Origin of the sequence: Streptococcus oralis (assembly GCF_016028255.1) — a bacterium.
In the GTDB taxonomy this organism is placed as follows: Bacteria; Bacillota; Bacilli; order Lactobacillales; family Streptococcaceae; genus Streptococcus; species Streptococcus oralis_AC.
On the sequence record NZ_CP065707.1, the window covers coordinates 366,955 to 392,601 of the forward strand.

Consider the following 25,647-nt stretch of genomic DNA (forward strand, 5'->3'; position numbering starts at 1 on the left):
AGGATTCTTAGTCTAGATAGCGAATCAAATTCTTCTCTGTCAAGATATCTGAGTAGGTGAAAGATTCAACGTAAACATTAGCTTGTTTGTCTCCTTCAACATCCCCAAATTCAACGATAAATAGAGATGGATAAACCTCAATTAGCTTACCCAATCTATTTTTTTGGCGCTTACGGCCATTCTCCAAAGTCATTTCAACGACTTGTCCCTCATGCGCCTTGATTTCTTCTTTGATTTTTTTCATCTTGGCTACATCTGTAAATGCATCTGACATCTTATGCCTCCCTCTTTGAGATACTTGAAAATTTATTGTATTCTTTTTGGAAAATCAATTCCACCGTTCCACGAGCTCCACTACGGTTTTTCTCGATGATAACCTCTACCTTGTTATTTGGAATTCCTTCCTCTTCTTCACCCGCACGATCGTAGTAGTCGTCACGGTATAGAAAGGCTACGATATCTGCATCCTGCTCGATAGAACCCGATTCACGAATATCAGACAAGACTGGTCTCTTATCCTGACGCTGTTCCACTCCACGAGATAACTGACTAAGAGCAATGACTGGAACTTTCAATTCCTTAGCTAGAATTTTCAACTGACGAGAAATTTCAGAAACTTCTTGTTGGCGGTTTTCACGACCAGTCCCTGTGATAAGCTGTAGGTAGTCGATCAAAATCAAGCCTAGATTGCCTGTTTCTTGAGCCAGTTTGCGTGAGCGCGAACGAATTTCCGTAATCCGAATCCCTGGTGTATCATCGATATAGATACTCGCGTTGGCCAGATTCCCTTGGGCAATGGTATACTTTTGCCATTCCTCATCAGTCAATTGACCCGTACGGATAGAATGGGACTCCACCAAGCCTTCGGCCGCCAACATACGATCTACTAGACTTTCCGCACCCATTTCCAGTGAAAAGATGGCCACAGTCTTGTCCAACTTGGTCCCGATGTTCTGAGCAATATTTAAGGCAAAGGCTGTCTTACCAACCGCTGGACGCGCCGCTAGGATAATCAGCTCCTCCTCGTGGAGACCTGTCGTCATATGGTCCAAATCACGATAGCCTGTAGCAATACCTGTGATATCCGTTGTTTGTTGTGACCGAACTTCTAGGTTCCCAAAGTTGATATTCAGAATATCTCGAATATTCTTGAAACCACTACGATTGGCGTTTTCACTGACATCAATGAGTCCCTTTTCTGCTTGAGCAATGATTTCATCTGCAGGCTTAGAAGCTTCATAGGCTTGGTTGACAGACTCTGTCAACTTGGAAATCAAGCGACGAAGCATAGCCTTTTCGGCAACAATTTTAGCATAATACTCCGCATTAGCTGAAGTTGGTACAGAGTTGACAATTTCAACAAGGTAAGACAAGCCACCAATATTTTGGAGATCCCCTTGACTATCCAAAATCGTCCGAACTGTCGTCGCATCAATCGCCTCTCCACGATCCGACAAGTCTACCATCGCTTGGAAGATCAACCGATGGGCATACTTAAAGAAGTCACGAGAATCAATGTATTCTCGGACAAAAACGAGCTTACTCTCATCTATGAAAATAGCCCCCAGAACAGATTGTTCTGCCAAAATATCCTGAGGTTGAACTCGCAGTTCCTCTACTTCTGCCATCCGACTTTCCTTCCTTTTACAATCTTGTCAAGAAGTTGTAAACTTACCCTTCTTTTACACGAAGATTGATGACACTTGTAACATCTTGGTAGATTTTCACTGGTACATCAATCAAACCTACTGCTCGAATTGGTGCCTTTACTTGAATATGACGCTTGTCAATATTAATTCCAAATTGCTTTTGCAGTTCTTCTGCAATTTTCTTGTTGGTGATAGAGCCAAAGGTACGGCCATCTGGTCCAACCTTTTCAACAAACTCTACAACAGTTTCTTCTGCTTCAAGCTTGGCTTTGATTGCTCTTGCCTCTGCTAACATCTCTGCATGAGCCTTTTCCTCTGATTTTTGTTTTCCACGCAATTCACCGATTGCCTGAGCAGTCGCTTCCTTAGCCAAATTCTTTTTAATCAGGAAATTTTGGGCGTAGCCAGTTGGTACTTCCTTGATTTCGCCTTTTTTTCCTTTTCCTTTAACATCTGCTAAAAAGATTACTTTCATTCTTCTTTCTCCTTTTCCTTTAGTTCATCTAAGACAAGTTGAGTCAATTTTTCTCCTGCTTCTGACAGACTCATATTCTCGATTTGCGCAGCAGCTAGATTAAAGTGACCACCACCACCCAGTTCTTCCATAATCCGTTGCACATTGATTTTACTACGGCTTCGAGCCGAGATAGAGATGAATCCTTGTGTATTTTTTGCCAGAACGAAACTAGCCTCAATGCCGGACATGGCCAACATAGCATCGGCAGCCTTACTGATGACGACTGTGTCATAAGTGGTTGTGTCCTTAGCTTGGGCGATCAAGATATCTGAACCTAGCTTACGACCTTGTAAAATGAGTTCATTTACCTCACGGTACTCTTCAAAATCTGTCGCAGCAATCTCCTGGATAGCAATACTATCGCTTCCACGTGTTCTGAGGTAGCTAGCTACATCAAAGGTTCGACTCGTCACGCGAGATGTAAAATTCTTGGTATCCAGCATCATTCCAGCCATCAATACGCTAGCCTGCATACGACTTAAACGATTTTTCTTAGAATTTTGGAACTGAATCAATTCTGTTACCAACTCACTCGCACTACTTGCCCCACTCTCAATATACGTGATAACAGCATTCTCAGGGAAGTCCTGATCACGTCTATGGTGGTCAATGACAATGGTTTGAGTAAACAGTTCGTAAAAATCTTTCGACAAGGTCAAAGCCGTCTTGGAATGATCCACTAAAATCAACAAAGAGCGCTTGGTGACCAATCTCATCGCATCAGCCAGAGGCAAGAGCTTAGTGACACCCTCTTTTTCCAAGAAGTTGACGGCGCGCTCAATGTCTGGCGACATTTGTTCTGCATCATAGACAGCATAACTGTTCTCAATAATATTATTTGCAAACAACTGCATGCCAACTGCAGAACCTAAAGCGTCCATATCCAGATTCTTGTGCCCGACTACAAAGACTTGGTCTACACTTCTAATTTTATCTGAAATAGCTGTCATCATTGCTCTGGTACGTGTTCTTGTTCTCTTAACAGAGGCTGCGGAACCACCACCAAAGTAGACTGGGTTCTTGGTTTCATCATTTTCCTTGACAACTACTTGGTCCCCACCACGAACCTCAGCTAGGTTTAAGTTCCTTAGAGCAACTTTCCCTATCTCATCATGATTTCCATCACCATAAGAAAAGCCCATGCTCAAGGTCAATGGCAGCTGTCTCTGTTTTGCCTCCTCACGAAAGGCATCAATCACAGAGAATTTATCATTCATCAAGCCCTCAAGAACTGTGTAATCAGTAAATAAATAAAAGCGGTCCATACCCACACGCCGAGAAAACATAGCATACTTACTAGCAAATTCTGAAACAAAATTTGCCACAAAGCTATTGATATGACTAATATCGGAGTCGGAGGTTGCATCTTCTAGATCATCGTAGTTGTCTACCGAGATAACCCCAATCACTGGTCGACTGGTTACCAATTCGACAGTTGCTTCGTACTCCCCAGAAACATCAAAGAAATACAAAACACCCGAAACCTTGTCCATATGAACGGCATAGCGTGTTTCCCCCAAGTTAGCATAAGAACCAGGGTTCCCCACAGAAGCCTTGATGATAGTTTGAATCAAGTCAACATCAATTTCGCCTTCTTCAGTCGTCAAAATCAACTCAGCATAAGGATTAAACCATTCGACTTCGCCACTAGATAAGTCTAATTTCAGAACACCAACTGGCATTTGATCGAGCAACGTGTTCAAGCTATCTTCCGCTTGATGGTTTACGTATTGGATTTGTTCAATTTCGCTCTTTTCATACTGTTTTTTTTGCCAGATGAATAAAAGCAGATAAAGAAGTACAAATAAAAACAAGGCACTGATTGTTACAACATTATTTTGTGAAAAAATAATCAGCATTGTTAAGGTTCCGAAAGTTGCAATCCCTAGTAGAACCGCAGAAATCGGATTTAAATTATTTTTTTTCATTCTAAACCTCTTGCGCATTATTATATCACAAAAAGCCTTAAAAAGCGACCTTTAAAAAGAGGTAAGCCTTTCTTTCATGATTGATCTCTTCTAATTCTCAGACACAAAAGTAGGAGGGATTCATCACCCTCCTACCCACGTGTTCAGATTACTATCATCTAACGTTCCACGATAAGAGCTGTTCCCATTCCCCCTCCGATACAGAGAGTTGCTAACCCAGTTTTAGCATCACGCTTCATCATCTCATGTACCAGAGTCACTAAGATACGACAGCCTGAAGCTCCAATTGGGTGACCGAGAGCAATCGCGCCACCATTGACATTGACAATATCTGTGTTGAAGCCTAGAGTTTTACCGACTGCACAAGTCTGGGCAGCAAAAGCTTCATTTGACTCGATCAAGTCGAGATCATCAACTGTCAAATTACCTTTTTCAAGAGCCTTGCGAGTCGCATCAATCGGTCCACATCCCATAATTTTAGGATCCAAACCTGCACTTGCATACGAATGAATGCGAGCAATCACTGGGAGTCCCAATTCTTCAGCTTTTTCAGCACTCATGACCAAGACAGCCGCTGCTCCGTCATTGATACCTGATGCATTACCCGCCGTAACAGAACCGTCTTTTTTGAAAACAGGACCTAGCTTAGACAAGCTCTCCAAGCTAGCATCTTTTCTAGGAAATTCATCTGTATCAAAGACAATAGGATCGCCTTTACGTTGAGGAATAACCACCGGAACAATCTCTTCCTTAAAGCGTCCAGATTCTATAGCCGCTACTGCTCGTTTTTGTGATTCCAAAGCAAGAGCATCTTGTTCATCCCGGCTAATACCATATTCTTCAGCCACATTCTCAGCTGTAATCCCCATATGGTATTCGTTAAAAGCATCAGACAAACCGTCCTTAATCATGGTATCTACCACTTTTGAATCTCCCATACGGCCACCCCAACGGAAACTTGGCAAAACGTATGGCGCCTGACTCATGTTTTCTGCACCACCAGCCACGACAATATCTGCATCGCCGCACTGAATCGCTTGAGCAGCTAACTGAACTGCCTTCAACCCAGAACCACAAACCTTATTAATAGTAAAGGCTGGTGTAAATTCAGGGAGCCCCGCTTGAATGCTCATTTGGCGAGCCACGTTTTGGCCTAAACCTGCGCCTAGGACATTCCCCATAATCACTTCGTCTACTTGCTCTGGTTTAATATTCGCTTTTTCCAAAGCACTCTTAATGACCAAAGATCCCAAATCAACAGCTGAAACATTCTTCAAGCTTCCTCCAAAGGAGCCTATAGGAGTCCGCACTGCCGAAACAATCACCACGTCTTTCATAACTACCTCCATTTATACCTCTTATAATGATGCAATACAAAAGTGGTTTACAATTGTGTAAACCACTTTTACATAGTTGTCAAGATTTTATGATTCCTTAACTTCTAGCAAACCAACTTCACCATCTTCGCGGCGATACAAAACATTTGTTGTTTGATCTTCTACATCTACATAGATAAAGAAATCATGTCCCAACAAGTCCATTTGAAGAAGAGCTTCTTCCAAATCCATTGGTTTTAAATCAATTTGTTTTGAACGAACCACTTTTGGCTGCACAACATTTGCATCTTCAACTAGAGCATCTGTAAAGAGTTGGCTTGTTGCAACCTTATTTTTATTCTTGCGTTCGATTTTTGTTTTATTTTTTCGAATCTGGCGTTCAATTTTATCTGTTACAAGATCGATAGAACCATACATATCTTGAGAAATATCTTCTGCACGAAGGGTAATTGATCCAAGTGGAATTGTTACTTCAACTTTTGCTGTTTTTTCACGGTAAACTTTCAAGTTGACACGTGCATCCAACTCTTGTTCAGGTTGAAAATATTTTTCGATCTTTTCGAGTTTAGAAACTACATAATTGCGAATTGCTTCTGTTACTTCTAGGTTTTCACCACGGATACTATATTTAATCATATAAGTACCTTCTTTCTAAACATTTTTATTTTTCTAACTATATTATAACGCTTTCATTTTCATTTTGCAAATTTTTTCCTTATCTTACAAGAGAAAAAGTTTTGACTTCCAAAACACCTGCCTCTTCAAAAAGTCGCTTCACACGATTGATAGTCGCCCCTGTCGTATAGATGTCATCAATAACCAAAATCTTCTTAGGAAGAGGGGCTTCCATTTTAATATAAAAGGGAATTTCCGTAGCTAATCGTTCTGAGCGATTCTTAGAAGAACTAGCCTTCTCTTCTCTTTTCCCTAGTAAATCTTGAAAGGAAAATCCTGCCGTCTCAACCAAACCTTCAACCTGATTAAATCCTCTCTCAAGCAATCTTTCAGGACTTAGGGGAATTACCACAAATTCATAGTCTCTATATTTTTTCAACTCATCCGCAAGTACAGGAGCAAAAACCTTTCTAAGCAGAAAATCCCCATCAAACTTATATCGACTAAAAAAGGCTTTCATAGCTTGATTATAGGTGAAGATTGCCTTATGATCAACCTGAATTCCTTCTTTACACCAAAGTTTACAATCTTGACACGTGATTGACAATTCTCTTTTCATGCAGCTCGGACAATGATCCTCACCTATCCTCTCAAAAGTAGAATCACAAGCTGAACAAAGATAGTTGCGCTCATTCTTAAACAGTAAGAGGTGACTAAATGTCAAGTCACTCTTTGTTGACTGGCCACATAATAAACAATTCATAATCCCGCCTCCTTGTTCATCTGCTTGATTTCCTTGATTGCCTTTTTGATGGAAGTATTTAATCCATCATGAAAGAAGAGCAACTCACCAGTTGGTCTGTCCATACTACGCCCAACTCGCCCACCAATCTGAATCAAGCTAGACTTGGTAAAGAGACGATGATTAGCTTCTACTACGAAAACATCCACACAAGGGAAGGTAACTCCGCGTTCCAATATTGTCGTACTGATCAGTATTGTTAGTTCTCCATCTCGAAAAGCTTGCACCTGCTCTAATCGGTCTTCTGTCACAGAAGACACAAAACCAATTTTCTCATCTGGAAAATACACCTGCAAGATTTCTTTTAGTTTCTCGCCTTTTTTAATTTCTGATGCAAAGATTAACAAGCGATAACCTGTTCTTCTCTGCTTCTGAATAGAGATCTTTAACTTTGGTGACAACTGACTCTTATCTAAATAACGATTAAAATCCGATAACCAAACTGGCTTTGGAATAATCAATGGATTTCCATGAAATCGTCTTGGCAAGCTCAACCTTTTTAATTTTCCTGTGCGAACCTTCTTATCTAACTCATCTGTAGAAGTTGCTGTAAGGAATATCCTTAACCCATCTTTCTTTACACATTGGTTTACAGCATAGTAAAGTATAGGGTTGTCAACATAAGGAAAGGCATCTACTTCATCTACTATCAACAAATCAAAGGCATGATAGAATTTTAATAACTGATGCGTCGTTGCAACCACTAGGGGAGTTCGAAAATAGGGCTCTGATTCGCCATGAAGTAGTGCTATCTCACAAGCAAAGTCATTCTGCAGTCGCTTATACAGTTCCAAACACACGTCTATGCGAGGACTTGCCAAACAAACTGAACCACCATTGTCAATCACTTTGGCTACAACTTGATAAATCATCTCTGTTTTTCCAGCACCTGTCACAGCATGAACTAAAGTCGGTTCCTTCTTTTTAAATGCTCGAATCAATCCTTCTGACACCTTCTCCTGAAAAGGGGTTAGCTGGCCACGCCATTTGAGAACATCTTGCTTAGGAAAATCTTCCTGCGGAAAATAGTATAAAGCTTGATCACTCCTGACTCGCTTCATCAATAAACACTCCCTACAATAGTAAGCACCAATGGGCAAACACCATTCTTCTAGAATGCTACTATTACACCGTTGACAGAAAAGTTTTCCCTTCTCTTTTCTCATTGCTGGTAGTTTCACGGCCATTTGACGTTCTTCTTTAGTTAATTCTCTCTCAGTAAACAAGCGACCGAGATAATTTGGATTTACTTTCATACTTCTTTATTCGTAAAAATCTAGCGCTTTAGGTGTTTTTTTAGTACAATTAAATCATGGAATTTAGAACAATTAAAGAGGACGGGCAGGTCCAAGAAGAAATCAAAAAATCCCGATTTATCTGTCATGTAAAGCGTGTCTATAGTGAAGAAGAGGTTCGTGATTTCATCACGACCATCAAAAAAGAACACTACAAAGCTACCCATAACTGCTCAGCTTTTATTGTAGGGGAACGAAGTGAAATCAAGCGTACGAGTGATGATGGTGAGCCTAGTGGTACTGCTGGAGTCCCAATGCTTGGTGTCTTAGAAAATCATAATCTTACTAATGTCTGCGTAGTGGTTACTCGCTACTTTGGGGGGATTAAGTTAGGCGCTGGCGGTTTGATTCGCGCTTATGCAGGTAGTGTGGCCTTAGCTGTCAAAGAAATTGGCATTATTGAAATCAAAGAGCAGGCTGGTATAGCCATTCAAATGTCTTATGCTCAGTATCAAGAATATGGCAATTTTCTTAGAGACCATCATCTCATGGAGCTGGATACAAACTTTACAGATCAAGTTGATACAATGATTTATGTTGATAAGGAAGAGAAAGAAAATATCAAGGCTGCTCTTGTGGAGTTTTTTAATGGAAAAATTACTTTAACAGATCAAGGTTTACGGGAAGTTGAGGTTCCTGTAAACTTAATGTAAATAAAAATATAAATAGTACTTACTAAATTTATTCGCAAATTTACAGCTTAGATGCTTGATATAAAAAAATCCTATCGCTTTGATAGGATTTCTATATTTTACAAATAGCCTTGAGCGCGTTATACTAGTATCATCTTATACAAAGAGGTATATCTATGACTATTTATAACAATATCACTGAACTAATCGGACAAACTCCAATTGTTAAACTAAACAATGTCGTCCCAGAGGGTGCTGCTGATGTTTATGTAAAACTTGAAGCTTTTAACCCTGGATCATCAGTAAAAGACCGTATTGCCCTTAGCATGATTGAAAAAGCGGAACAAGATGGTATTCTAAAACCGGGTGCTACCATTGTTGAAGCAACGAGTGGAAATACTGGTATCGGGCTTTCTTGGGTAGGTGCTGCTAAGGGATATAAAGTTGTTATCGTCATGCCCGAAACGATGAGTGTGGAACGACGTAAGATTATCCAAGCCTATGGTGCTGAACTCGTCCTTACTCCTGGTAGCGAAGGAATGAAAGGCGCGATTACAAAGGCTCAGAAGATCGCAGCTGAACGTGACGGCTTCCTTCCACTCCAATTTAATAATCCGGCTAATCCAGAAGTACACGAAAGAACAACAGGAGCTGAAATACTGGCTGCTTTCGGTTCTGATGGACTAGATGCTTTTGTGGGTGGTGTTGGTACTGGTGGAACGATCTCAGGTGTTTCTCATGCACTAAAAGCTGTCAATCCAAACATTCAAGTTTTTGCGGTTGAAGCTGATGAGTCTGCTATCTTGTCTGGTGAAAAACCTGGACCTCACAAAATTCAAGGCATCTCAGCTGGATTTATTCCTGATACACTTGATACAAAAGCCTATGACGGTATCGTCCGTGTAACATCAGATGATGCACTTACGCTTGGCCGTGAGATTGGTGGAAAAGAAGGCTTCCTTGTTGGGATTTCCTCAGCTGCAGCCATTTATGGAGCAATCGAAGTTGCCAAAAAATTAGGCACAGGTAAGAAAGTCCTTGCTTTAGCACCAGATAACGGCGAACGTTATCTGTCTACAGCACTCTATGAATTTGAAGTGTAGTCTCCTAAATGCACTTAGCCCTTATTATAGGGCTTTTTCTTTGTTCAATTTAAAGAAAAATCTAAGTTCCCTACAGCAAAAGAAAAAGGAAGCAAATTGCTTCCTCTTTTATCATTAGTTATTCAAGGCTGCTGCCATTGTAGCTGCAACTTCTGCTTCGAAGTCGTTCGCAGCTTTCTCAATTCCTTCACCAACTTCAAAGCGAGCGAACTCAACTACTGAAGCGTTAACTGAATCAAGGTATGCTTCAACTGTCTTGCTATCGTCCATGATGTAGACTTGGGCAAGAAGTGTGTAAGCTTGGTCAACTTTAGTGTTGTCAAGCATGAAGCGATCCATTTTACCTGGGATGATTTTGTCCCAGATTTTTTCTGGTTTGCCTTCTGCAGCCAACTCAGCTTTGATGTCAGCTTCAGCTTGAGCAATTACTTCTTCAGTCAATTGTGCTTTCGATCCATATTTTAAGTGTGGAAGGGCTGGTTTGTTAACCATTGCACGGCTTTCGTTATCTTGGTCGATTACGTGGTTCAATTGTGCCAACTCATCTTTAACGAATTGAGCGTCCAATTCTTTGTATGAAAGAACTGTTGGTTTCATCGCTGCGATGTGCATTGACAATTGTTTAGCAAGAGCTTCGTCTCCACCTTCGATAACTGAGATAACACCGATACGACCACCATTGTGTTGGTAAGCTCCAAAGTGTTGTGCATCTGTTTTTTCGATCAAAGCAAAACGACGGAATGAGATTTTTTCTCCGATAGTTGCTGTTGCAGATACATAAGCTGCTTCAAGAGTTTCACCTGAAGGCATTGTCAAAGCAAGTGCTTCTTCGTTGTTAGCTGGTTTTCCTTCAGCAATTACTTTAGCTGTAGCATTAACCAAGTCAACGAATTGAGCATTTTTCGCAACGAAGTCAGTTTCAGCGTTTACTTCAATTACTGCTGCAACGTTACCGTTAACATAAACACCTGTCAAACCTTCTGCAGCAACACGATCAGCTTTCTTAGCTGCTTTCGCCATACCTTTTTCACGAAGCAATTCAATCGCTTTTTCGATATCACCGTCTGTTTCTACAAGCGCTTTTTTAGCGTCCATAACACCGGCACCAGATTTTTCACGCAACTCTTTTACAAGTTTAGCTGTAATTTCTGCCATTTTGATTCTCCTATATTTTTTAAAAAATAGGAGAGCTGGGCTACGCCCCGCCCTCCTAGGTAATTACTATTTATATGAATTAAGCGTTATCGCCTTCTACAACTTCAACGATTTCTTCGATTGAGTCTGCTTGAGCTTCTGAAGCTGCAAATTCTGCTTCAACTGCTGCTGCATCTTCTCCTTGGCGTCCTTCGATGATAGCATCAGCCAATTTAGCTGTGATCAATTTAACCGCGCGGATAGCGTCATCGTTAGCTGGGATGATTACATCGATATCGTCTGGATCAGTGTTTGTGTCAACCATCGCTACAACTGGGATACCCAATTTTTTAGCTTCTTTAACAGCGATTTGCTCTTTATGCGGGTCAACTACATACATTACATCTGGGATACGAGGCATGTCTTCGATACCACCCAAGAATTTTTCAAGACGTGCACGTTGTTTGTTAAGAAGTGCAACTTCTTTCTTAGGAAGAACGTCGAAAATTCCTTCTTCTTCCATACGTTTGATTTCTTTCAAACGAGCAATACGTTTTTGGATAGTTCCCCAGTTAGTAAGAGTTCCACCCAACCAACGGTGGTTGATGAAGTATTGACCTGAACGTACAGCTTCTTCAGCAACAGCGTCAGCAGCTTGTTTCTTAGTACCAACAAACAATACAACTGCATCGTTAGCTGCTGCGTCACGCATAAAGTCGTATGCTTGGTCAGCGTATTTTACAGTTTGTTGCAAGTCAATAACGTGGATTCCGTTACGCTCAGTGAAGATGTACTTAGCCATCTTAGGGTTCCAGCGACGAGTTTGGTGACCAAAGTGTACACCAGCCTCAAGAAGTTGTTTCATTGAAATTACTGCCATGAGTATTTCTCCTTTTTGTTTTTTCCTCTTCTCGATTTCAACTTGCAAAACGACCCAAGGGCAACAGTTTCACAATTCATCAAGAATGAGTATTATCGTTTACACGACAGGTTTTATTTTATCATATTTCAACAGTATTTTCAAGTTATTTAGTAGAATTTTAGTAGGACTTTCGGATAAAAACATTAAAAGAGACTCGATTGAGTCTCTTCGTTTTATACATTAGTTTGGATAGATATATGTTACGTAACCTTCAGAAGTTGTAGTTGGGTTGAACCATCCACGTTTGTTTCCGATTGTACGATCTCCACCGTAGTTTGATTCTGATACTTGAATACGAGTTGATGATGAAACTGCTGTAACAACCGCTACGTGTCCATAACCACCATCATTCCAACATGCAATCGCACCAACTTGTGGAGTTGATCCTGTACGGAATCCTGCTGCAGCTGCACTTGTTGCCCACTGAGCTCCGTTACCCCAGTAGTCTCCAGCCCAAGGTGCTAACGTTTTAGCTCCCCAAGTACATTCACCAGTTGGATAACTTGAAGCATTTGAGCTGTAAGTTGGACGTTGTCTAGCTGGCGCTGGCGCAGGTGCTGGAGTGTAGCTTGAATCTTCCTCGTCATTTGTTGATGTTGCTTGTACTTGAGCGGAGAAGCTTGTATTTCCTGAAGCAACTACTGATTGTTGTTGGCTTGTTTGACGCGCTTTGTAAGCTACTTCTGCTTCTGCAGCAGCACGTGCTTCTGCCTCTGCTGCTGCTTTCTGCTCCAACAAAGTAGCTTTTTCACCTTCTGCAGTAGCTTTCTCAGCAGCAAGATTCAACTCTGCAACCTTCAACTCAGCTTGCTTAGTTGTCAATGCCTGCGCATCGTCAGCCAGTTTTTGTTGATTCGCAATAACTGTATTAATTGCTTCATTATTGGCTACTTGTTTATCAGAAATTGCTTTTTTATCAGCCTTTTGTTGCTCCAACATTTTGTTGTTAGCCGATACAATCTCGCTCATTGCAGCAACACGCGAAATGGCTTCTGTGATTGATTTTGAGTTTACAATTGTATTAATGTAGCTAGTCGCAGCTCCATTTGTCTGTGCGCTACGTGCTTGTTTTTCTAAAGAAGCATTACGAGCTACGATATTTTTAGAAAGCTCTGTAATTTCTCCTTCAAGTTTTTTAGATTCAGCCTGCAATTTTTCGTTTTCAGCTTGCAAGCTTGCTTGCTCTGCTTGAATTGTTGAAACTTGACCTTGGATTTGATCCACTTGCTTTTGAGCTTCTTGTTGTTGCGCTGTTAAACTGCTAATTTTATTATCTTGAGCAGCAATTTTTTCATCAGTTGTTTCTGCACGAACAGTTGTCAATACTGCCGTTTGTGAGACCAATACTGTACTTAACAAAAGTGACGCTAAGATTTTTTTCTTCATATTCTGTCGATACTCCTTCTATTTGAGACATTACTAGTATACCAAAAAAAGACATAATAAATATTACGCCTTTGTTACATTTATATTTCTTTCTTATAGATAAATTTTTTCAAAAATAAATTGAAAAATGACAATCCATAAGAAGTTCAGAATCATTGATGGGACAAGGCTATAGACGATGAATATCGGCATGGAATCTACAGTCAGTCCTACGGCAAGAGCCAAAAGATAGCTCCCCATATCAAACAGAAAACTGATCACAATAATGGTCAGCATCCTTGTCCAACGATTTGTCAAAATCACGCTGTTAAACTTGTGGAGCGAAGCACCTATCAAGATAAACAAAAGCGTGGCAATTCCAATCAAGTGGAAAAAATAGATATCATAAACCAAACCCACGATACAACAATAGGCTAGATAGAGATACTCTGACACTTCGATTGTTTCAAATAAGAGAAACAAAAATAGAAAATGACTGGCTAAATGAAAGTGGGGGAAAAAGGATCCCACCAGTTGTCCAATATGAGCATCAATTAGCACAACAAAAGGGAGTAAAAAGAAAATACCAATTTGTTTTAACAATCTCATTGCTAATTCCCCACTAACTCTACCACATGAAGATCTTTGATATCAGCACTTAACTTTACAGTTACCTCTCGTGTTAGATAGTCACTGCTGTGCGTTGTACCAACAATCTCTCCAACAGGAATATCTTTGACATTAAAGTTTCCTAGCCCACCTGTAGTCACCTTGTCTCCAGCACTGATGTCACTATTACTATTTAATTGGCTAATTTTAAGCAGTTCAGCTTCCTTGTCATAACCAACGATAATTCCGTAAATTTCAGTAGAACCGTGTTGGATTTTAACAGAGATCTTATCCGTGTTTTCAGCGTTGGTTAAAAGATTGACAGTTGTTGAATGATCTTCCACCTTTGAAACACTACCAACCAAGCCCCCGTTTGCAATGGCCAACATATTTTCAGAAGCTCCTTTTGAACTTCCTACATCAATTGTTAACTCTTGCTTCCAAGATACTGGAGCACGCATAATCACATCTGCTACTAGGGTTTTTGTAGCCTGTAATTTTGACTTCATCTCTAGCAACTGACGTAGTTGTTCATTTTCTGTTTTTAAACGTTCTGATTGATTAGACTCCACCTCTAGTTGATAGAGCTGTTTCTTTAGACTCTCGTTTTCATTGTAAGTCTGCGTCAAATGTCCCAAATCCGATTTGAAAGTATCAAACCACTGAAAGGGTTTCTGAACAATTCTATCTACTAAGGAAATCCCATCTCCTAGTTTTGTCACAATAGCACTTGAATAGGTTGTCACTAATAGTACAGAAACTGCCAGAACTGTGACAAAAACGATGATTAGATATTTTGATTTTTTAAAACGGTTCATATTCCTACCTTTTTACTAAAGATCTACTACTGTGATTTTTTATCAATCTTACGAATCCACTAAGATTTTAAGAAAAATAAGAGACATCCCAGCACCAGAATCACAAGAATTGCCAGTGTATCCTTTTGACTCCATCTCAACTGTCTATACTGACTTCTACCCTTTCCTCCCTGATAACCACGAGCTTCCATGGCTATTGCCAATGAATCTGCACGCTTTAAGCTCGTAGCAAAAAGAGGAATTAAAATCGGAATCATAGCCTTTACTTTTTGAACGATGCTTCCCTCACCAAAGTCAACTCCACGAGCTTTCTGAGCATTCATAATTCGCGTCGTGTCATCCATCAAGGTTGGAACAAAACGCAAACTCATTGATAACATGAGACCAATTTCATGAACGGGAACTTTCACGCGTTTCAGCGGTGCTAAAAGAGCTTCAACTGCAGCTGCCAGACTCAAAGGCATGGTCGTTAATGTCAGCAAGGTTGAAAAGAAAATAATCAACACAAAACGACAGAAAATGATTCCCGCTTGTTGCAAAGCATAATCCGTTATTCTTATAAAAGAAAACTCAAATAAGACATTTCCACTTGAAATGAAAAAGAGTTGAAATAGAGTCGTAAAGGCAATCAAGAAGAACATGGACTTTAATCCCTGAACGAAAAATGAGAGAGAAACGCCCGACAAAGCGATAAATATACCTGTCGCTACAAAAAGAATTAGATTGGCAAGGGGATTATTGGCCCAAAATACAATCAAAATCAACAGGATCATAGCAAGCAATTTACTACGGGGATCCAAGCGATGAATAATGGAATCTCCTGGTATATAACGCCCTAAAATCATACTATCCATTTAGCGACTCCTTAAACTCCTCTATCTTGATTGGCAGTTTTTTAAAAGCTATACCTCTATCTGCCAAACGTTTGCAAAAGGCTGTGATTTTAGGCACACCTAACTGCACATTTTCCATAAAGGCTACATCTTGGAAAACTTCGCTCGGTTTACCACTTTTGACTAAGCTCCCCTTTTCCATAACGTAAACCTGATCAGCATACTCAGCTACATCATCCATCAAATGCGTTACCAGAACAATTGTCATTCCAGAAAGGTGAAGTTTTTTAAACAGGGTCATCAATTCTTTTCTGCCCAGAGGATCTAGGCCTGCTGTCGGCTCATCCAAAACCAAGACAGTTGGCTCCATGGCTAGCATACCCGCTATAGCCACACGTCTCATCTGGCCACCCGAAAGTTCAAATGGACTTCTCTCAAAGAGTGACTCATCGATGCCCACCAAGGCTAACTTTTCACGCGCAATTTTCTTGGCCTCTTCCTCAGAAACTCCAAAATTTTGTGGTCCAAACGCAACATCTTTCAAAACAGTCTCTTCGAAAATCTGATTTTCAGCAAATTGAAACACTAGACCAACCTGCTTTCGAATCAGACGAATTTCTTTATTGGTTGATGTAGGGGTAATGACGGTATCGAAAACTCGAACAGAACCCTTACTTGGAACCAATAGACCATTTAAAAGCTGTAAGATTGTCGATTTCCCACTACCTGTGTGCCCTACTAAAGCTGTATAGGAGCCATCCTCAATCGTCAAAGAAACATCAGTCAAGGCTGATGAAGATAGGGGAGTCCCCTCTTGATAGGTAAAGCTCACATTTTCTAGAGTAATTCCCATAACTTGTCCTCTAGCTCTCCTTCTGTCAAATAGCCATCCGGCAACTGATAGCCAGCCTCTCTCAAAGATTCTCTCAATTGATTAGTAAAAGGCTCATCTAACCCTATCTGGTCAAGGTCAGCCCGAGAAAAAAGTTCTCTTGGGTTGCTGGTTGACTCCACTTGGCCTTTTTTCATGACCAAGACACGGTCACTCATCGCAACTTCTTCTAAGTCATGTGTAATGGAGACGACTGTCATCTGGTGGTCTTTTCGAATCTCTTGAACTGTCTGAATCAGTTCTCTGCGGCCCTCGGGATCCAACATACTTGTAGCCTCGTCCAGAATTAAAATAGCTGGCCTCAGGGCAACAACTCCCGCAATAGCCACACGCTGTTTTTGTCCACCAGATAAACGAGCTGGTTCTCTCTTCTTAAAGTCCAGCATCCCTACCAACTCCAAAGAATCAGCCACTCTCTTCTTCATTTCTTCACGAGGAAGTCCCTGATTTTCTAAACCAAAGGCGACATCATCTTCAACAGTTGCGCCCACAAACTGGTTATCTGGATTTTGAAAAACCATACCAATTTGACGACGCAAGTCCCAAACATTCTCAGAAGACAGCAGTTGGCCATCTATCCAGATTTCTCCAGACTCTGCTTCAAGCAAGCCATCAATCAAACGGATAGTTGTCGATTTCCCACTCCCATTATGACCTACAATCGAAAGCCATTCTCCACGTTTCACGTGAAACGAGACATTATTAACATCATAATAACCCTGATCTTCTTTGTAACGAAAAGACAGATCTTTTACTTCAATAATCGATTTCATTTCGAACCAAATGTCCCTTTGAATACATGAGCGCTACCCTTGAAATAATCATAACCAGAGTAGATAGTGAAAAATAAAGCTATATAAAGCAACAGTTGACCAATTAAATCCCAATGTAAGAGCAAAAAGATAATGGCAAACATCTGACTAAAGGTCTTGATTTTCCCTGGCATCGCTGCTGCTAGAACGGTTCCTCCCGTCTCAACGAGCAACAGCCGTAGGCCGGTCACCGCAAGTTCACGACAGATGATAATAGCAACAACCCAAGCTGGAGCCATACCTAACTCAATCAACATGATAAAAGCTGACATAACCAGCAACTTATCCGCCATCGGATCAGCAAACTTTCCAAAGTTGCTGACTACATTCCATTTACGAGCAAGATAGCCATCGAGATAATCCGTTATACTAGCAACTGCAAAGATGATTGCTGCCAGCAAGTGACTGCCTTGTGAATGGCCCAAAGTCAAAATAAGAATAAAGAGAGGTATAAAGAGAATTCTACCAATTGTTAATACATTAGGGATTTGTTCTTTTTTCATTGTTTCTTCCTTAGTCTGTAGTGAATGTAAGTGTTACAGTTCCAGTCTGAGTCGTCAACTTGGAAGTATCAACTGTTTGATTATCTACAGTCACAGTAACTCCCTTCACTACACCTAAGGTGATAGTAACGGGATTCTTAGTTGAAACTGTTGTTTTTGCATTTTTATTGTCTGCGGATAGTGTCACACCACCCTCTAGCTCGCTTCCTGAAACACTAACCCAGCTAGTTACATCCGAAACTGCCAGCTGAACAGTAGCGGTTTCCTTACTCGTTTTATACCGAGCTTCAATGCGGTTCCCTTCGCCTGACACTGTAATAGTTGATTCCGTAGTAGAAGATGGGCTAGACGTCTGACTACTAGAAGATGAACTAGATGAGGTTGTTGAACTAGTTGAGCTCACAATACTATAATTAGGCGAAGAAGGACGCGTTGGTTGAGTCTGGATATAATTCCAAACATAATAAGTTACAAAAATTAAAATCGACAAAGCAAATAGAACGAAATAAAACAAGGGGAGATAAGACGTTTTTTTCTTATTTGATCGTCTGCGACCAGACAAGTCTTCTTCATCAACATCTACCTCTTCGTAGGTAATCATGCTTCCCGAATCATAGGCATCCAAAATGATTCGCTCGTCCAATTCAACCGCCCAGGCATATTTTCTTAAAAAAGAACGAGCATAAAAGGGACTAGGAAGTTGATCAAAATCATCAGCCTCCATAGCCTCTAATAAATTCATCTGAATATCCGTTTTTGTCTGCAGTTCTTCTATACTCAATCCCTGATTAATTCTGGCTAAACGCAGAACCTCACCAATTGTTTTTTTTCTCATACTTAGCATTCCTTCTTTCTAAGGTTACTTATCTTTTAAGCTGGAAAGATTGTAAAATCAACTAGATCACCATCATCTATCAAACGATGACCTGCTTCAAGAACATCGTCTAAAGTAATTTCTTGTAAAATTTTTGGTAAATCCAAAATAGTTTCTCCTCTGTCGACTGGTTCATACTGTGTCGCAATAAACTCCAAGGAGTTCATACTACTAAAAAATTCCCCAAACATCTCACTCTTAACAAGATCGAGATGTTCCTCTGTAAGATCTGAATCTTTCGTAAAGTTGCGAATAGCCTTTCGAAATTGATGAGACAAAGAAACAGGTTCTTTCGTTTCCATCGTCAACATCACAAAATGAAAGCGACTGTTGACTTCAACCTCAAGTGACAATGACGCATCCAACTTCCCTGTCTCATATAACTTTTGAAATCGCTCAGAAGTCCAACCAAACAGCATCGTAAACAATAATTTTAGCAAAACATTATAACGGTAGCAATCTGCCTCTGCCACCTCACCTGTTCCCCTAATTCCAACAGCAAGTTTTGGAGAAGAAACCTCCATCCGAAGGCTATCTGTTTCTTTGACAGCTTGTAAAGTAAGCTTCTCCTTCCTTACTACCATTTCTTCCAAGTTTCTAAGTTTCTTTTGCAAAAAATAGTTCTCAACTGTATCTACATCAAAATTCCCAACTAAAAACAAAGACATATTTACAGGTTTGTAAAAGGCTGTAAAGTTATTTTTTAAGTCATTTAGCTGGATATTGTTAATTGACTTTTCACTTCCAACAATATCTGCTGCCAGAGGAGTATTGGGATAAAGATTTGCTAATGTTGCAAAAAACAGACGCGAATCTGGATCATCTTGGTACATCTCACGTTCCTGTTGGATAATTTCCCTCTCTCGCTCAACTGACTCTTCTGTAAAATGAGCAACTGTTACCAACTCCTCAAGCAAATCCAAATTTTCTGATAAATGATCTATTGTTGAAAACAAATAGCTCGTCTTTGTAAAACTCGTAAAAGCATTGCTATCAGCTCCCAAGCGTGTAAAAGACTCCATAATATCTTCAGCATTTTCTCTCTCAAATAGTTTATGTTCAAGAAAATGTGCAATTCCAGCTAGATAACACTGTAAACCTTTTTTAGATAGTGTAAAGCTTGTATCTACTGATCCAAATCGAACTGTTACAACTCCGTAAACTTCATTAAATTGTTTCTTAGGAAGGAGAGACACTGTCAATCCATTTGATAGACGAGTCTGATAAACCGTCTCCTTTACAGCAGGATAGTATTTTTCTTCAAAGGTAACTGGTGTCATTCTATTCCTTCCATAAAGTATATCGCTTGTAACCGAACACTATTTGCTGCTTTGCAGATAGCTTCTTTATCAACTTGATTTAATTTTTCAATCCAACTGTAAAAATCTGATGTAGATTTCCCTAACAAACTATTCAAGTAAACTCGCTCGATTAGTGAGCTCTGACTATCTTGCGCAAGCAACAAGGTTCTGCGAATCATCTCCTTAGTCTGTTCAATCTCCAAATCTGTAAAATTACCTTTTTTTAGTTCAAGTAATTGATGATTCATCAATTTTCTTGCTTGATTACGATTTTCCCGATCAATGCCAGCATACATCCTCAATTGACCACTAAATAAATCCAATTGACTGGAGATAGTGTAGGCTAGACCAGCATTTTCCCGAACATTTGTAAAAAGCTTAGAGTGAGCAAAACCACCTAACAGACCATTCATTACTACCATGGCTAAATGATGCTTGTCTCCATAGCTCGTAGAACAATGGTAAGCCAATTCCAAAACGGATTGGCCCACATTCTTACGAATCATTCCTTCCCGAAGGACATTTGAATATGGTTGTTGGTACTGAGGCTTGACATCGATTTGACGCCCTGTAAAGGAGAATGATCTCAACCACTCCTCCACTTCAACTTCATTAAAATCACCTAAGAAAAAGAAATCAATCCGATCTTTGTTGAGAGCATCTTGAAAGCAAGTGTAGCTACTTCCCGGAGACTCATTTGAAATGCGATTTCGTAAATCACTATATCTCAATTGAAGACGTTCATCATGAAAGAACAAGTTATCCAATTCCTTATGAGCAAAATAAAATGAATCATCCATATCAGTAGCTAAACTAGCCAATAACTGTTTTCTTTCAATTTCAAATAAGGCTGGCTCAAAAGCACCATCTTGAGCTAAGGGGGCAAATAAAGTCTGTCTCACCAGTTCAAAAATTTGAGAAGTCAAGACATTCTTTTTACTTAAAAAATCATCCCTCACATAGGTAAATGTTAGGTCAAGAATATGTACCTGTCCCCTACGATAAGCACTCGTAGAAATATCTGTTCCATATAAACTTGCCAAGTATCTGCGAAAAGCTTGAGATGTTGGGTAAGCTTTATTGGCAGTTTCCAACATACTTGCACTTAACATGCGTCCCGCTATTGTCTCAAGAGATAAGGGAGCAGTAAAACGAATAGTGATTTTATTTGTTTTAAACTTTTTGGATTGAATAAAATGTGCTGAAATTTCAGACACCAACTCCATACCTTACCTCCTTACATATAGAGTTCTATTATACCACGAAAATCAAAATTTTTCTTGTTCTCTTTATAGCTTTCAAAAGTAAAATCGTTTTCATTTTGACTGACTTTCCTTCAGTTATTTCAGGGAAAATATGGTATAATACCTTAGATTGAGGTGAATTATGGAATACAAATTATTTGAAGAATTTATTACGCTCCAAGCCCTCCTAAAAGAGCTTGGAATTATACAAAGCGGCGGTGCTATCAAATCCTTTCTAATAGAGCATCAAGTTTACTTTAATGGTGAATTAGAAAGTAGACGTGGGAAAAAAATCCGTATTGGAGATACGATTGGCATCCCTGATTTAAAAATTGACATCACCTTGACACAACCAAGTTTAAAAGAGCAAGAAGAATACCAAACAGATAAGATTGAAAAAGAGCGAATTGCTAAACTTGTCAAAGAGATGAACAAGGGTGTAAAGAAAGAAAAACAAAAAACCACTTTATCACCTAAAACCAAACAAGCTCCACGTTTTCCAGGAAGATAATCATGTGGCTCCAACATTTAACAATAAAAACCTTTCGAAACTACAAAGAGACGAAAATTGATTTTAATCCAAAATTAAACGTCTTTTTGGGTCAAAATGCGCAAGGAAAAACCAATATTCTAGAAGCAATCTATTTCTTGGCCTTAACACGCAGCCATCGTACTCGAACAGATAAAAATCTCATTCATTTTGATGAAGAACAACTCCATCTTTCTGGCTTGCTACAGAAAAAAACAAGCTCTATACCTCTAGAAATTGATTTAACACCAAAAGGGCGTGTGACTAAAGTCAATCACTTAAAACAAGCTCGCCTCTCAGACTACATTGGACATATGAATGTGGTCCTCTTTGCACCTGAAGATCTCCAGTTAATTAAGGGAGCACCTTCTGTCCGTCGAAAATTTATAGACATTGAACTGGGACAAATTAAACCAATCTACTTGTCAGACCTGTCAAACTACAACCATATACTCAAGCAGAGAAATACCTACCTAAAATCTAGCCATAAGATTGATGAAACATTTCTGTCAGTCTTAGATGATCAGTTGGTAGAGTATGGTTGTCGCGTTATAAAGCATCGGATAAAATTCATTAAAGACCTAGAGACATTTGGTCAAAAAAAACACTTAGAAATTTCAAATCAATTAGAAGAACTGTCAATATCTTATCAATCATCTGTCAACTTTACTGATGAAGAACTGTTAATGGATTCTTTTAAAATGGCTTTAGAAAAAAGTAGATCAAGAGACTTATTTAAAAAGAATACTGGTGTTGGCCCTCATCGAGATGATATTTCTTTTTATATCAATGGTATGGATGCTAGTTTTGGAAGTCAAGGTCAACATCGTAGTCTAGTACTTTCTATCAAACTAGCAGAGATTGAGCTAATGGAAAGTATTACAAACGAGTCTCCGATACTACTGCTTGATGATGTTATGAGCGAACTTGACAATACACGGCAACTAAAATTACTAGAAACTATTTCTCACTCTATCCAAACATTTATCACAACAACAAGTTTAGACCACTTACAAAACTTGCCTGAAAATCTTAGTATCTTCAATATCCAAAATGGTAAAGTATCTGTAAATCTAAATTGACAACTTTGTAAACAAAAAGAACTCCTGAAATTCAGGAGTTCTTTTTTACTTCTTACATAGAGTAGTTTGGCGCTTCATTAGTGATTTGTACATCATGAGGATGGCTTTCTTTTAGACCAGCCCCAGACATTTCAATAAATTGAGCGTTGTCGTGCAATTCTTTAAGGTTAGCTGCGCCACAGTAACCCATACCAGAGCGAATACCACCAATCATTTGGAAGACAATATCAGCTGCTGCGCCTTTATAGGCAACACGACCTTCAATTCCTTCTGGAACAAGTTTGTTTGCTTCATTGACAGAACCTTGGAAGTAACGGTCACTTGAACCTTTCTTCATTGCAGCGATTGATCCCATACCACGGTAAGTTTTAAACTTACGTCCTTGGAAGATTTCCGTTTCACCTGGTGCTTCGTCTGTTCCAGCAAACATTGATCCAAGCATAACCGCATTTCCACCTGCAGCAAGGGCTTTTACAATATCTCCAGAATACTTGATTCCACCATCAGCAATGATTGTTTTTCCATATTCACGCGCAACTGCTGCTGCATCATAGATTGCTGTCACTTGTGGGACACCAACCCCTGCAATCACACGAGTAGTACAGATAGAACCTGGTCCAATACCGACTTTGACAACATCTACACCTGCATCATAAAGAGCACGCGCACCTTCTGCAGTGGCAATATTTCCAGCAATCAAAGTGCGGTCTGGGAAGTGAGCACGAATTTCAGCGATTTTACGTAGAACACCAGCAGAGTGACCATGGGCAGTATCAATAACAATGGCATCCGCTCCTGCTTCAAAAAGGGCTTCGGCACGTTCAAATGTATCTGAAGTAACACCTACTGCACCTGCAACTAAGAGACGACCAAACTCATCTTTAGCAGCATTTGGAAACTCAATCACTTTTTCAATATCTTTGATAGTAATCAAACCAGAAAGACGACCTTCTTCATCAACCAAAGGAAGTTTTTCAATACGGTGTTCTTGAAGAATGCTTTCAGCTGTTGCAAGGTCTGTACCAACAGGAGCAGTAACAAGATTTTCACTAGTCATATGGTTTGAGATTGGCTGATTGTAGTCTGAAATAAAGCGAAGATCTCGGTTTGTTAAAATACCAACCAATTTACGATTTTCAAGTGTTTCCACAACTGGAACACCACTGATACGGTAACGTCCCATCAGTTCATCTGCTTCAGCAATAGTGTGTTCTGGAGTCAAGAAGAATGGATCAATAATAACACCATTTTCAGAACGTTTTACCTTGCGAACTTCATCTGCCTGTTGCGCAATAGACATATTTTTATGGATTACTCCAAGACCACCCGCACGAGCAATGGCAATAGCCATTTGACTTTCTGTGACTGTATCCATGGCGGCTGTTATAATTGGGATATTTAAAGTCAGATTATCTGCCAATTTTGTTGTTAAATCTGCATCATTAGGCAACACATGACTTTCTGCTGGAATGAGCAATACATCATCAAAGGTAAAACCTTTTTTTAAAAATTTAGTATCCCAATTAGACATTGAAGTTTCCTCTTTTCTTTCTTTTTGAGCTTGACTCTTTTTGTATTGTATCTATCATACCATTCTATGAAAATTTGTCAATTATATTTATGGTAGAAATCATAAAAAAACTATCCCTGTGATCCTATGGAAGAGATAGTTTTACGATTCATATTTTATCTATAATTTAAAATAATTTAGTCCCATTGCTCCCTTAACTTCAGATAGAGTTTGCCCCGCAACCTCACGCGCTTTCTCACTACCTTTTTGAAGCATATTGTACACTTCTCCCATATCCTTAGCAAATTCGATACGGCGCTCACGAATAGGACCAAGTTCGCATTCGAGTATTTCAAGTAGATAACGCTTCGTCTTCACATCGCCAAGACCACCATGTTGATAGTGTTCTTTCATCTCTGCAATGTCTTGAGCATCTTCAGGACGACCAAACACATCTAGATAATGGAAAACCATATTTCCTTCAATCTTACCTGGATCCTCGACTCGAATATGGTTCGGATCAGTATACATGCTCATGACTTTTTTACGCAACGTATCCGCATCATCAGCTAGATAAATACCATTATTAAGGGATTTAGACATCTTGGCATTTCCATCTAAACCAGGCAAACGCCCTGCTCTCTCATTTTCTGGATAAATACCTTCCGGTTCCACCAAGACATCACAGTTATAAGCATTATTGAAGGAACGAACAATCTCGCGAGTTTGCTCAATCATTGGTTTCTGATCTGTCCCAACAGGAACATAATTAGCTTTGAAGGCAGTAATATCTGCTGCTTGCGCAATCGGATAAACCAAAAATCCTGTCGGAATACTTTCTCCAAACCCTTTCTGAGCAATCTCTGTTTTCACTGTAGGATTGCGCTCTAAACGTGCTAGTGACACCAAATTCATATAGTACATAGACAGTTCAGCTAACTCTGGAATCTGACTTTGAATAAAGATGGTTGATTTACTTGGATCCAATCCAACTGCTAGGTAATCCAAGGCAACATTACCAATCGATTCTACAATCGTTTGAGGGTCTTTGGCGTGATCTGTCAAGGCTTGTTGGTCCGCCAAAAAAACAAACATGTCATACTTGTCTTCTTCCTGCAGCAATACTCTATTTTTAAGACTCCCAACATAATGTCCAATATGCAGTTTTCCTGTTGGGCGATCTCCTGTTAAAATAATAGGTTTCGTCATTTTTTTCTCCTTCGAAATGGTCTCTTCAATTATAGCATTTTTTTGTTAAAATAACAGAAAATTATTTAAATCAAACAACTAACTCATTGTAAATAAACCTGTAAACTTAATTGACACAAAATTGACAAACAA

General features: G+C 39.6%; 26 protein-coding genes. 4 read left to right on the top strand and 22 right to left on the bottom strand.

The window, feature by feature from the left end:
- Positions 1-7 precede the first annotated feature (7 nt).
- From I6G42_RS01775 to I6G42_RS01810, 8 genes are all read right to left on the bottom strand, one after another.
- Entirely contained in the window at positions 8-274 is a 267-nt protein-coding gene (locus I6G42_RS01775) for a Veg family protein (protein WP_001278165.1), read from the bottom strand.
- A gap of 1 nt (position 275) precedes the next feature.
- Positions 276-1,628 (bottom strand): replicative DNA helicase, encoded by a 1,353-nt coding sequence (dnaB, locus tag I6G42_RS01780; protein WP_000852476.1) that lies wholly within the window; start codon positions 1,626-1,628, stop codon positions 276-278.
- A 43-nt stretch (positions 1,629-1,671) separates the two neighbouring features.
- Positions 1,672-2,124, bottom strand: coding sequence for a 50S ribosomal protein L9 (gene rplI / locus I6G42_RS01785; RefSeq protein ID WP_000864206.1), 453 nt, complete (start codon positions 2,122-2,124; stop codon positions 1,672-1,674).
- Complete coding sequence (locus I6G42_RS01790) at positions 2,121-4,094, bottom strand: DHH family phosphoesterase (protein ID WP_038804756.1); 1,974 nt, start codon at positions 4,092-4,094, stop codon at positions 2,121-2,123. The genes rplI and I6G42_RS01790 overlap by 4 nt, the downstream gene beginning before the upstream one ends.
- 158 nt (positions 4,095-4,252) lie before the next feature.
- The gene (locus I6G42_RS01795; RefSeq protein WP_038804814.1) at positions 4,253-5,431 is read right to left on the bottom strand and encodes an acetyl-CoA C-acetyltransferase; all 1,179 of its coding nucleotides are present in this window, start codon (positions 5,429-5,431) and stop codon (positions 4,253-4,255) included.
- 87 nt (positions 5,432-5,518) lie between these two features.
- Entirely contained in the window at positions 5,519-6,067 is a 549-nt protein-coding gene (gene hpf, locus I6G42_RS01800; RefSeq protein WP_000599119.1) for a ribosome hibernation-promoting factor, HPF/YfiA family, read from the bottom strand.
- Positions 6,068-6,146: 79 nt separating this feature from the next.
- Positions 6,147-6,809, bottom strand: a complete 663-nt coding sequence (locus tag I6G42_RS01805; protein ID WP_038804758.1) for a ComF family protein — start codon at positions 6,807-6,809, stop codon at positions 6,147-6,149.
- Entirely contained in the window at positions 6,806-8,104 is a 1,299-nt protein-coding gene (locus I6G42_RS01810) for a DEAD/DEAH box helicase (protein WP_038804759.1), read from the bottom strand. The genes I6G42_RS01805 and I6G42_RS01810 overlap by 4 nt, the downstream gene beginning before the upstream one ends.
- Positions 8,105-8,160: 56 nt before the next feature.
- Between I6G42_RS01810 and I6G42_RS01815 the strand changes: the two genes are divergently transcribed.
- Both I6G42_RS01815 and cysK read left to right on the top strand, forming a co-directional pair.
- Complete coding sequence (locus I6G42_RS01815; protein ID WP_038804761.1) at positions 8,161-8,796, top strand: YigZ family protein; 636 nt, start codon at positions 8,161-8,163, stop codon at positions 8,794-8,796.
- Positions 8,797-8,951: 155 nt separating this feature from the next.
- Positions 8,952-9,878 (top strand): cysteine synthase A, encoded by a 927-nt coding sequence (gene cysK, locus I6G42_RS01820; protein WP_038804762.1) that lies wholly within the window; start codon positions 8,952-8,954, stop codon positions 9,876-9,878.
- A 114-nt stretch (positions 9,879-9,992) separates the two neighbouring features.
- On the opposite strand, the gene tsf is transcribed toward cysK, so the two are convergent.
- The 12 genes from tsf to yfmF all read right to left on the bottom strand — a co-directional run bounded on the left by tsf (position 9,993) and on the right by yfmF (position 21,167).
- The gene (tsf, locus tag I6G42_RS01825; protein WP_000808060.1) at positions 9,993-11,033 is read right to left on the bottom strand and encodes a translation elongation factor Ts; all 1,041 of its coding nucleotides are present in this window, start codon (positions 11,031-11,033) and stop codon (positions 9,993-9,995) included.
- A gap of 79 nt (positions 11,034-11,112) precedes the next feature.
- Entirely contained in the window at positions 11,113-11,892 is a 780-nt protein-coding gene (rpsB, locus tag I6G42_RS01830) for a 30S ribosomal protein S2 (RefSeq protein WP_000268473.1), read from the bottom strand.
- Between the two features lie 222 nt (positions 11,893-12,114).
- Positions 12,115-13,320: a peptidoglycan hydrolase PcsB gene (gene pcsB, locus I6G42_RS01835; protein WP_038804764.1), complete on the bottom strand. Its 1,206-nt coding sequence runs from the start codon at positions 13,318-13,320 to the stop codon at positions 12,115-12,117.
- Between the two features lie 93 nt (positions 13,321-13,413).
- Entirely contained in the window at positions 13,414-13,908 is a 495-nt protein-coding gene (gene mreD / locus I6G42_RS01840) for a rod shape-determining protein MreD (protein ID WP_038804765.1), read from the bottom strand.
- A gap of 2 nt (positions 13,909-13,910) precedes the next feature.
- Entirely contained in the window at positions 13,911-14,726 is an 816-nt protein-coding gene (gene mreC / locus I6G42_RS01845; RefSeq protein ID WP_038804766.1) for a rod shape-determining protein MreC, read from the bottom strand.
- A 59-nt stretch (positions 14,727-14,785) separates the two neighbouring features.
- Positions 14,786-15,580 carry an energy-coupling factor transporter transmembrane component T family protein gene (locus tag I6G42_RS01850; protein ID WP_038804767.1) on the bottom strand — a complete coding sequence of 265 codons (795 nt, stop codon included), beginning with the start codon at positions 15,578-15,580 and terminating at the stop codon, positions 14,786-14,788.
- A complete protein-coding gene (locus I6G42_RS01855; RefSeq protein ID WP_038804768.1) occupies positions 15,573-16,412 on the bottom strand; it encodes an energy-coupling factor transporter ATPase in 840 nt (279 codons plus the stop codon). Before I6G42_RS01855 ends, I6G42_RS01850 begins: the two co-directional genes overlap by 8 nt.
- A complete protein-coding gene (locus I6G42_RS01860; protein WP_038804769.1) occupies positions 16,397-17,224 on the bottom strand; it encodes an energy-coupling factor ABC transporter ATP-binding protein in 828 nt (275 codons plus the stop codon). The genes I6G42_RS01855 and I6G42_RS01860 overlap by 16 nt, the downstream gene beginning before the upstream one ends.
- The gene (gene pgsA / locus I6G42_RS01865; RefSeq protein ID WP_000712147.1) at positions 17,221-17,766 is read right to left on the bottom strand and encodes a CDP-diacylglycerol--glycerol-3-phosphate 3-phosphatidyltransferase; all 546 of its coding nucleotides are present in this window, start codon (positions 17,764-17,766) and stop codon (positions 17,221-17,223) included. Before pgsA ends, I6G42_RS01860 begins: the two co-directional genes overlap by 4 nt.
- Before the next feature lie 10 nt (positions 17,767-17,776).
- A complete protein-coding gene (gene rodZ / locus I6G42_RS01870) occupies positions 17,777-18,601 on the bottom strand; it encodes a cytoskeleton protein RodZ (protein ID WP_038804770.1) in 825 nt (274 codons plus the stop codon).
- A gap of 35 nt (positions 18,602-18,636) precedes the next feature.
- Positions 18,637-19,920 (bottom strand): EF-P 5-aminopentanol modification-associated protein YfmH, encoded by a 1,284-nt coding sequence (gene yfmH / locus I6G42_RS01875; protein WP_038804771.1) that lies wholly within the window; start codon positions 19,918-19,920, stop codon positions 18,637-18,639.
- Complete coding sequence (yfmF, locus tag I6G42_RS01880; RefSeq protein ID WP_038804772.1) at positions 19,917-21,167, bottom strand: EF-P 5-aminopentanol modification-associated protein YfmF; 1,251 nt, start codon at positions 21,165-21,167, stop codon at positions 19,917-19,919. Before yfmF ends, yfmH begins: the two co-directional genes overlap by 4 nt.
- 160 nt (positions 21,168-21,327) lie before the next feature.
- Here yfmF and yaaA point away from each other — a divergent pair, with 160 nt between their 5' ends.
- Both yaaA and recF read left to right on the top strand, forming a co-directional pair.
- The gene (gene yaaA, locus I6G42_RS01885; RefSeq protein ID WP_038804773.1) at positions 21,328-21,696 is read left to right on the top strand and encodes a S4 domain-containing protein YaaA; all 369 of its coding nucleotides are present in this window, start codon (positions 21,328-21,330) and stop codon (positions 21,694-21,696) included.
- Between the two features lie 2 nt (positions 21,697-21,698).
- Complete coding sequence (gene recF / locus I6G42_RS01890) at positions 21,699-22,796, top strand: DNA replication/repair protein RecF (protein WP_038804774.1); 1,098 nt, start codon at positions 21,699-21,701, stop codon at positions 22,794-22,796.
- A 52-nt stretch (positions 22,797-22,848) separates the two neighbouring features.
- Here the strand turns inward: recF and guaB are convergent, their stop codons facing one another.
- Both guaB and trpS read right to left on the bottom strand, forming a co-directional pair.
- Positions 22,849-24,327 (bottom strand): IMP dehydrogenase, encoded by a 1,479-nt coding sequence (gene guaB / locus I6G42_RS01895; RefSeq protein WP_000073416.1) that lies wholly within the window; start codon positions 24,325-24,327, stop codon positions 22,849-22,851.
- A 159-nt stretch (positions 24,328-24,486) separates the two neighbouring features.
- On the bottom strand, positions 24,487-25,515 hold the full coding sequence (trpS, locus tag I6G42_RS01900) for a tryptophan--tRNA ligase (protein ID WP_038804775.1): 1,029 nt from the start codon (positions 25,513-25,515) through the stop codon (positions 24,487-24,489).
- Between the last annotated feature and the right edge of the window lie 132 nt (positions 25,516-25,647).

Coding starts and splice junctions, on each gene's coding strand:
- I6G42_RS01775 (WP_001278165.1), bottom strand. CDS start 274: ATGTCAGATGCATTTACAGATGTAGCCAAGATGAAAAAAATCAAAGAA.
- dnaB (WP_000852476.1), bottom strand. CDS start 1,628: ATGGCAGAAGTAGAGGAACTGCGAGTTCAACCTCAGGATATTTTGGCA.
- rplI (WP_000864206.1), bottom strand. CDS start 2,124: ATGAAAGTAATCTTTTTAGCAGATGTTAAAGGAAAAGGAAAAAAAGGC.
- I6G42_RS01790 (WP_038804756.1), bottom strand. CDS start 4,094: ATGAAAAAAAATAATTTAAATCCGATTTCTGCGGTTCTACTAGGGATT.
- I6G42_RS01795 (WP_038804814.1), bottom strand. CDS start 5,431: ATGAAAGACGTGGTGATTGTTTCGGCAGTGCGGACTCCTATAGGCTCC.
- hpf (WP_000599119.1), bottom strand. CDS start 6,067: ATGATTAAATATAGTATCCGTGGTGAAAACCTAGAAGTAACAGAAGCA.
- I6G42_RS01805 (WP_038804758.1), bottom strand. CDS start 6,809: ATGAATTGTTTATTATGTGGCCAGTCAACAAAGAGTGACTTGACATTT.
- I6G42_RS01810 (WP_038804759.1), bottom strand. CDS start 8,104: ATGAAAGTAAATCCAAATTATCTCGGTCGCTTGTTTACTGAGAGAGAA.
- I6G42_RS01815 (WP_038804761.1), top strand. CDS start 8,161: ATGGAATTTAGAACAATTAAAGAGGACGGGCAGGTCCAAGAAGAAATC.
- cysK (WP_038804762.1), top strand. CDS start 8,952: ATGACTATTTATAACAATATCACTGAACTAATCGGACAAACTCCAATT.
- tsf (WP_000808060.1), bottom strand. CDS start 11,033: ATGGCAGAAATTACAGCTAAACTTGTAAAAGAGTTGCGTGAAAAATCT.
- rpsB (WP_000268473.1), bottom strand. CDS start 11,892: ATGGCAGTAATTTCAATGAAACAACTTCTTGAGGCTGGTGTACACTTT.
- pcsB (WP_038804764.1), bottom strand. CDS start 13,320: ATGAAGAAAAAAATCTTAGCGTCACTTTTGTTAAGTACAGTATTGGTC.
- mreD (WP_038804765.1), bottom strand. CDS start 13,908: ATGAGATTGTTAAAACAAATTGGTATTTTCTTTTTACTCCCTTTTGTT.
- mreC (WP_038804766.1), bottom strand. CDS start 14,726: ATGAACCGTTTTAAAAAATCAAAATATCTAATCATCGTTTTTGTCACA.
- I6G42_RS01850 (WP_038804767.1), bottom strand. CDS start 15,580: ATGGATAGTATGATTTTAGGGCGTTATATACCAGGAGATTCCATTATT.
- I6G42_RS01855 (WP_038804768.1), bottom strand. CDS start 16,412: ATGGGAATTACTCTAGAAAATGTGAGCTTTACCTATCAAGAGGGGACT.
- I6G42_RS01860 (WP_038804769.1), bottom strand. CDS start 17,224: ATGAAATCGATTATTGAAGTAAAAGATCTGTCTTTTCGTTACAAAGAA.
- pgsA (WP_000712147.1), bottom strand. CDS start 17,766: ATGAAAAAAGAACAAATCCCTAATGTATTAACAATTGGTAGAATTCTC.
- rodZ (WP_038804770.1), bottom strand. CDS start 18,601: ATGAGAAAAAAAACAATTGGTGAGGTTCTGCGTTTAGCCAGAATTAAT.
- yfmH (WP_038804771.1), bottom strand. CDS start 19,920: ATGACACCAGTTACCTTTGAAGAAAAATACTATCCTGCTGTAAAGGAG.
- yfmF (WP_038804772.1), bottom strand. CDS start 21,167: ATGGAGTTGGTGTCTGAAATTTCAGCACATTTTATTCAATCCAAAAAG.
- yaaA (WP_038804773.1), top strand. CDS start 21,328: ATGGAATACAAATTATTTGAAGAATTTATTACGCTCCAAGCCCTCCTA.
- recF (WP_038804774.1), top strand. CDS start 21,699: ATGTGGCTCCAACATTTAACAATAAAAACCTTTCGAAACTACAAAGAG.
- guaB (WP_000073416.1), bottom strand. CDS start 24,327: ATGTCTAATTGGGATACTAAATTTTTAAAAAAAGGTTTTACCTTTGAT.
- trpS (WP_038804775.1), bottom strand. CDS start 25,515: ATGACGAAACCTATTATTTTAACAGGAGATCGCCCAACAGGAAAACTG.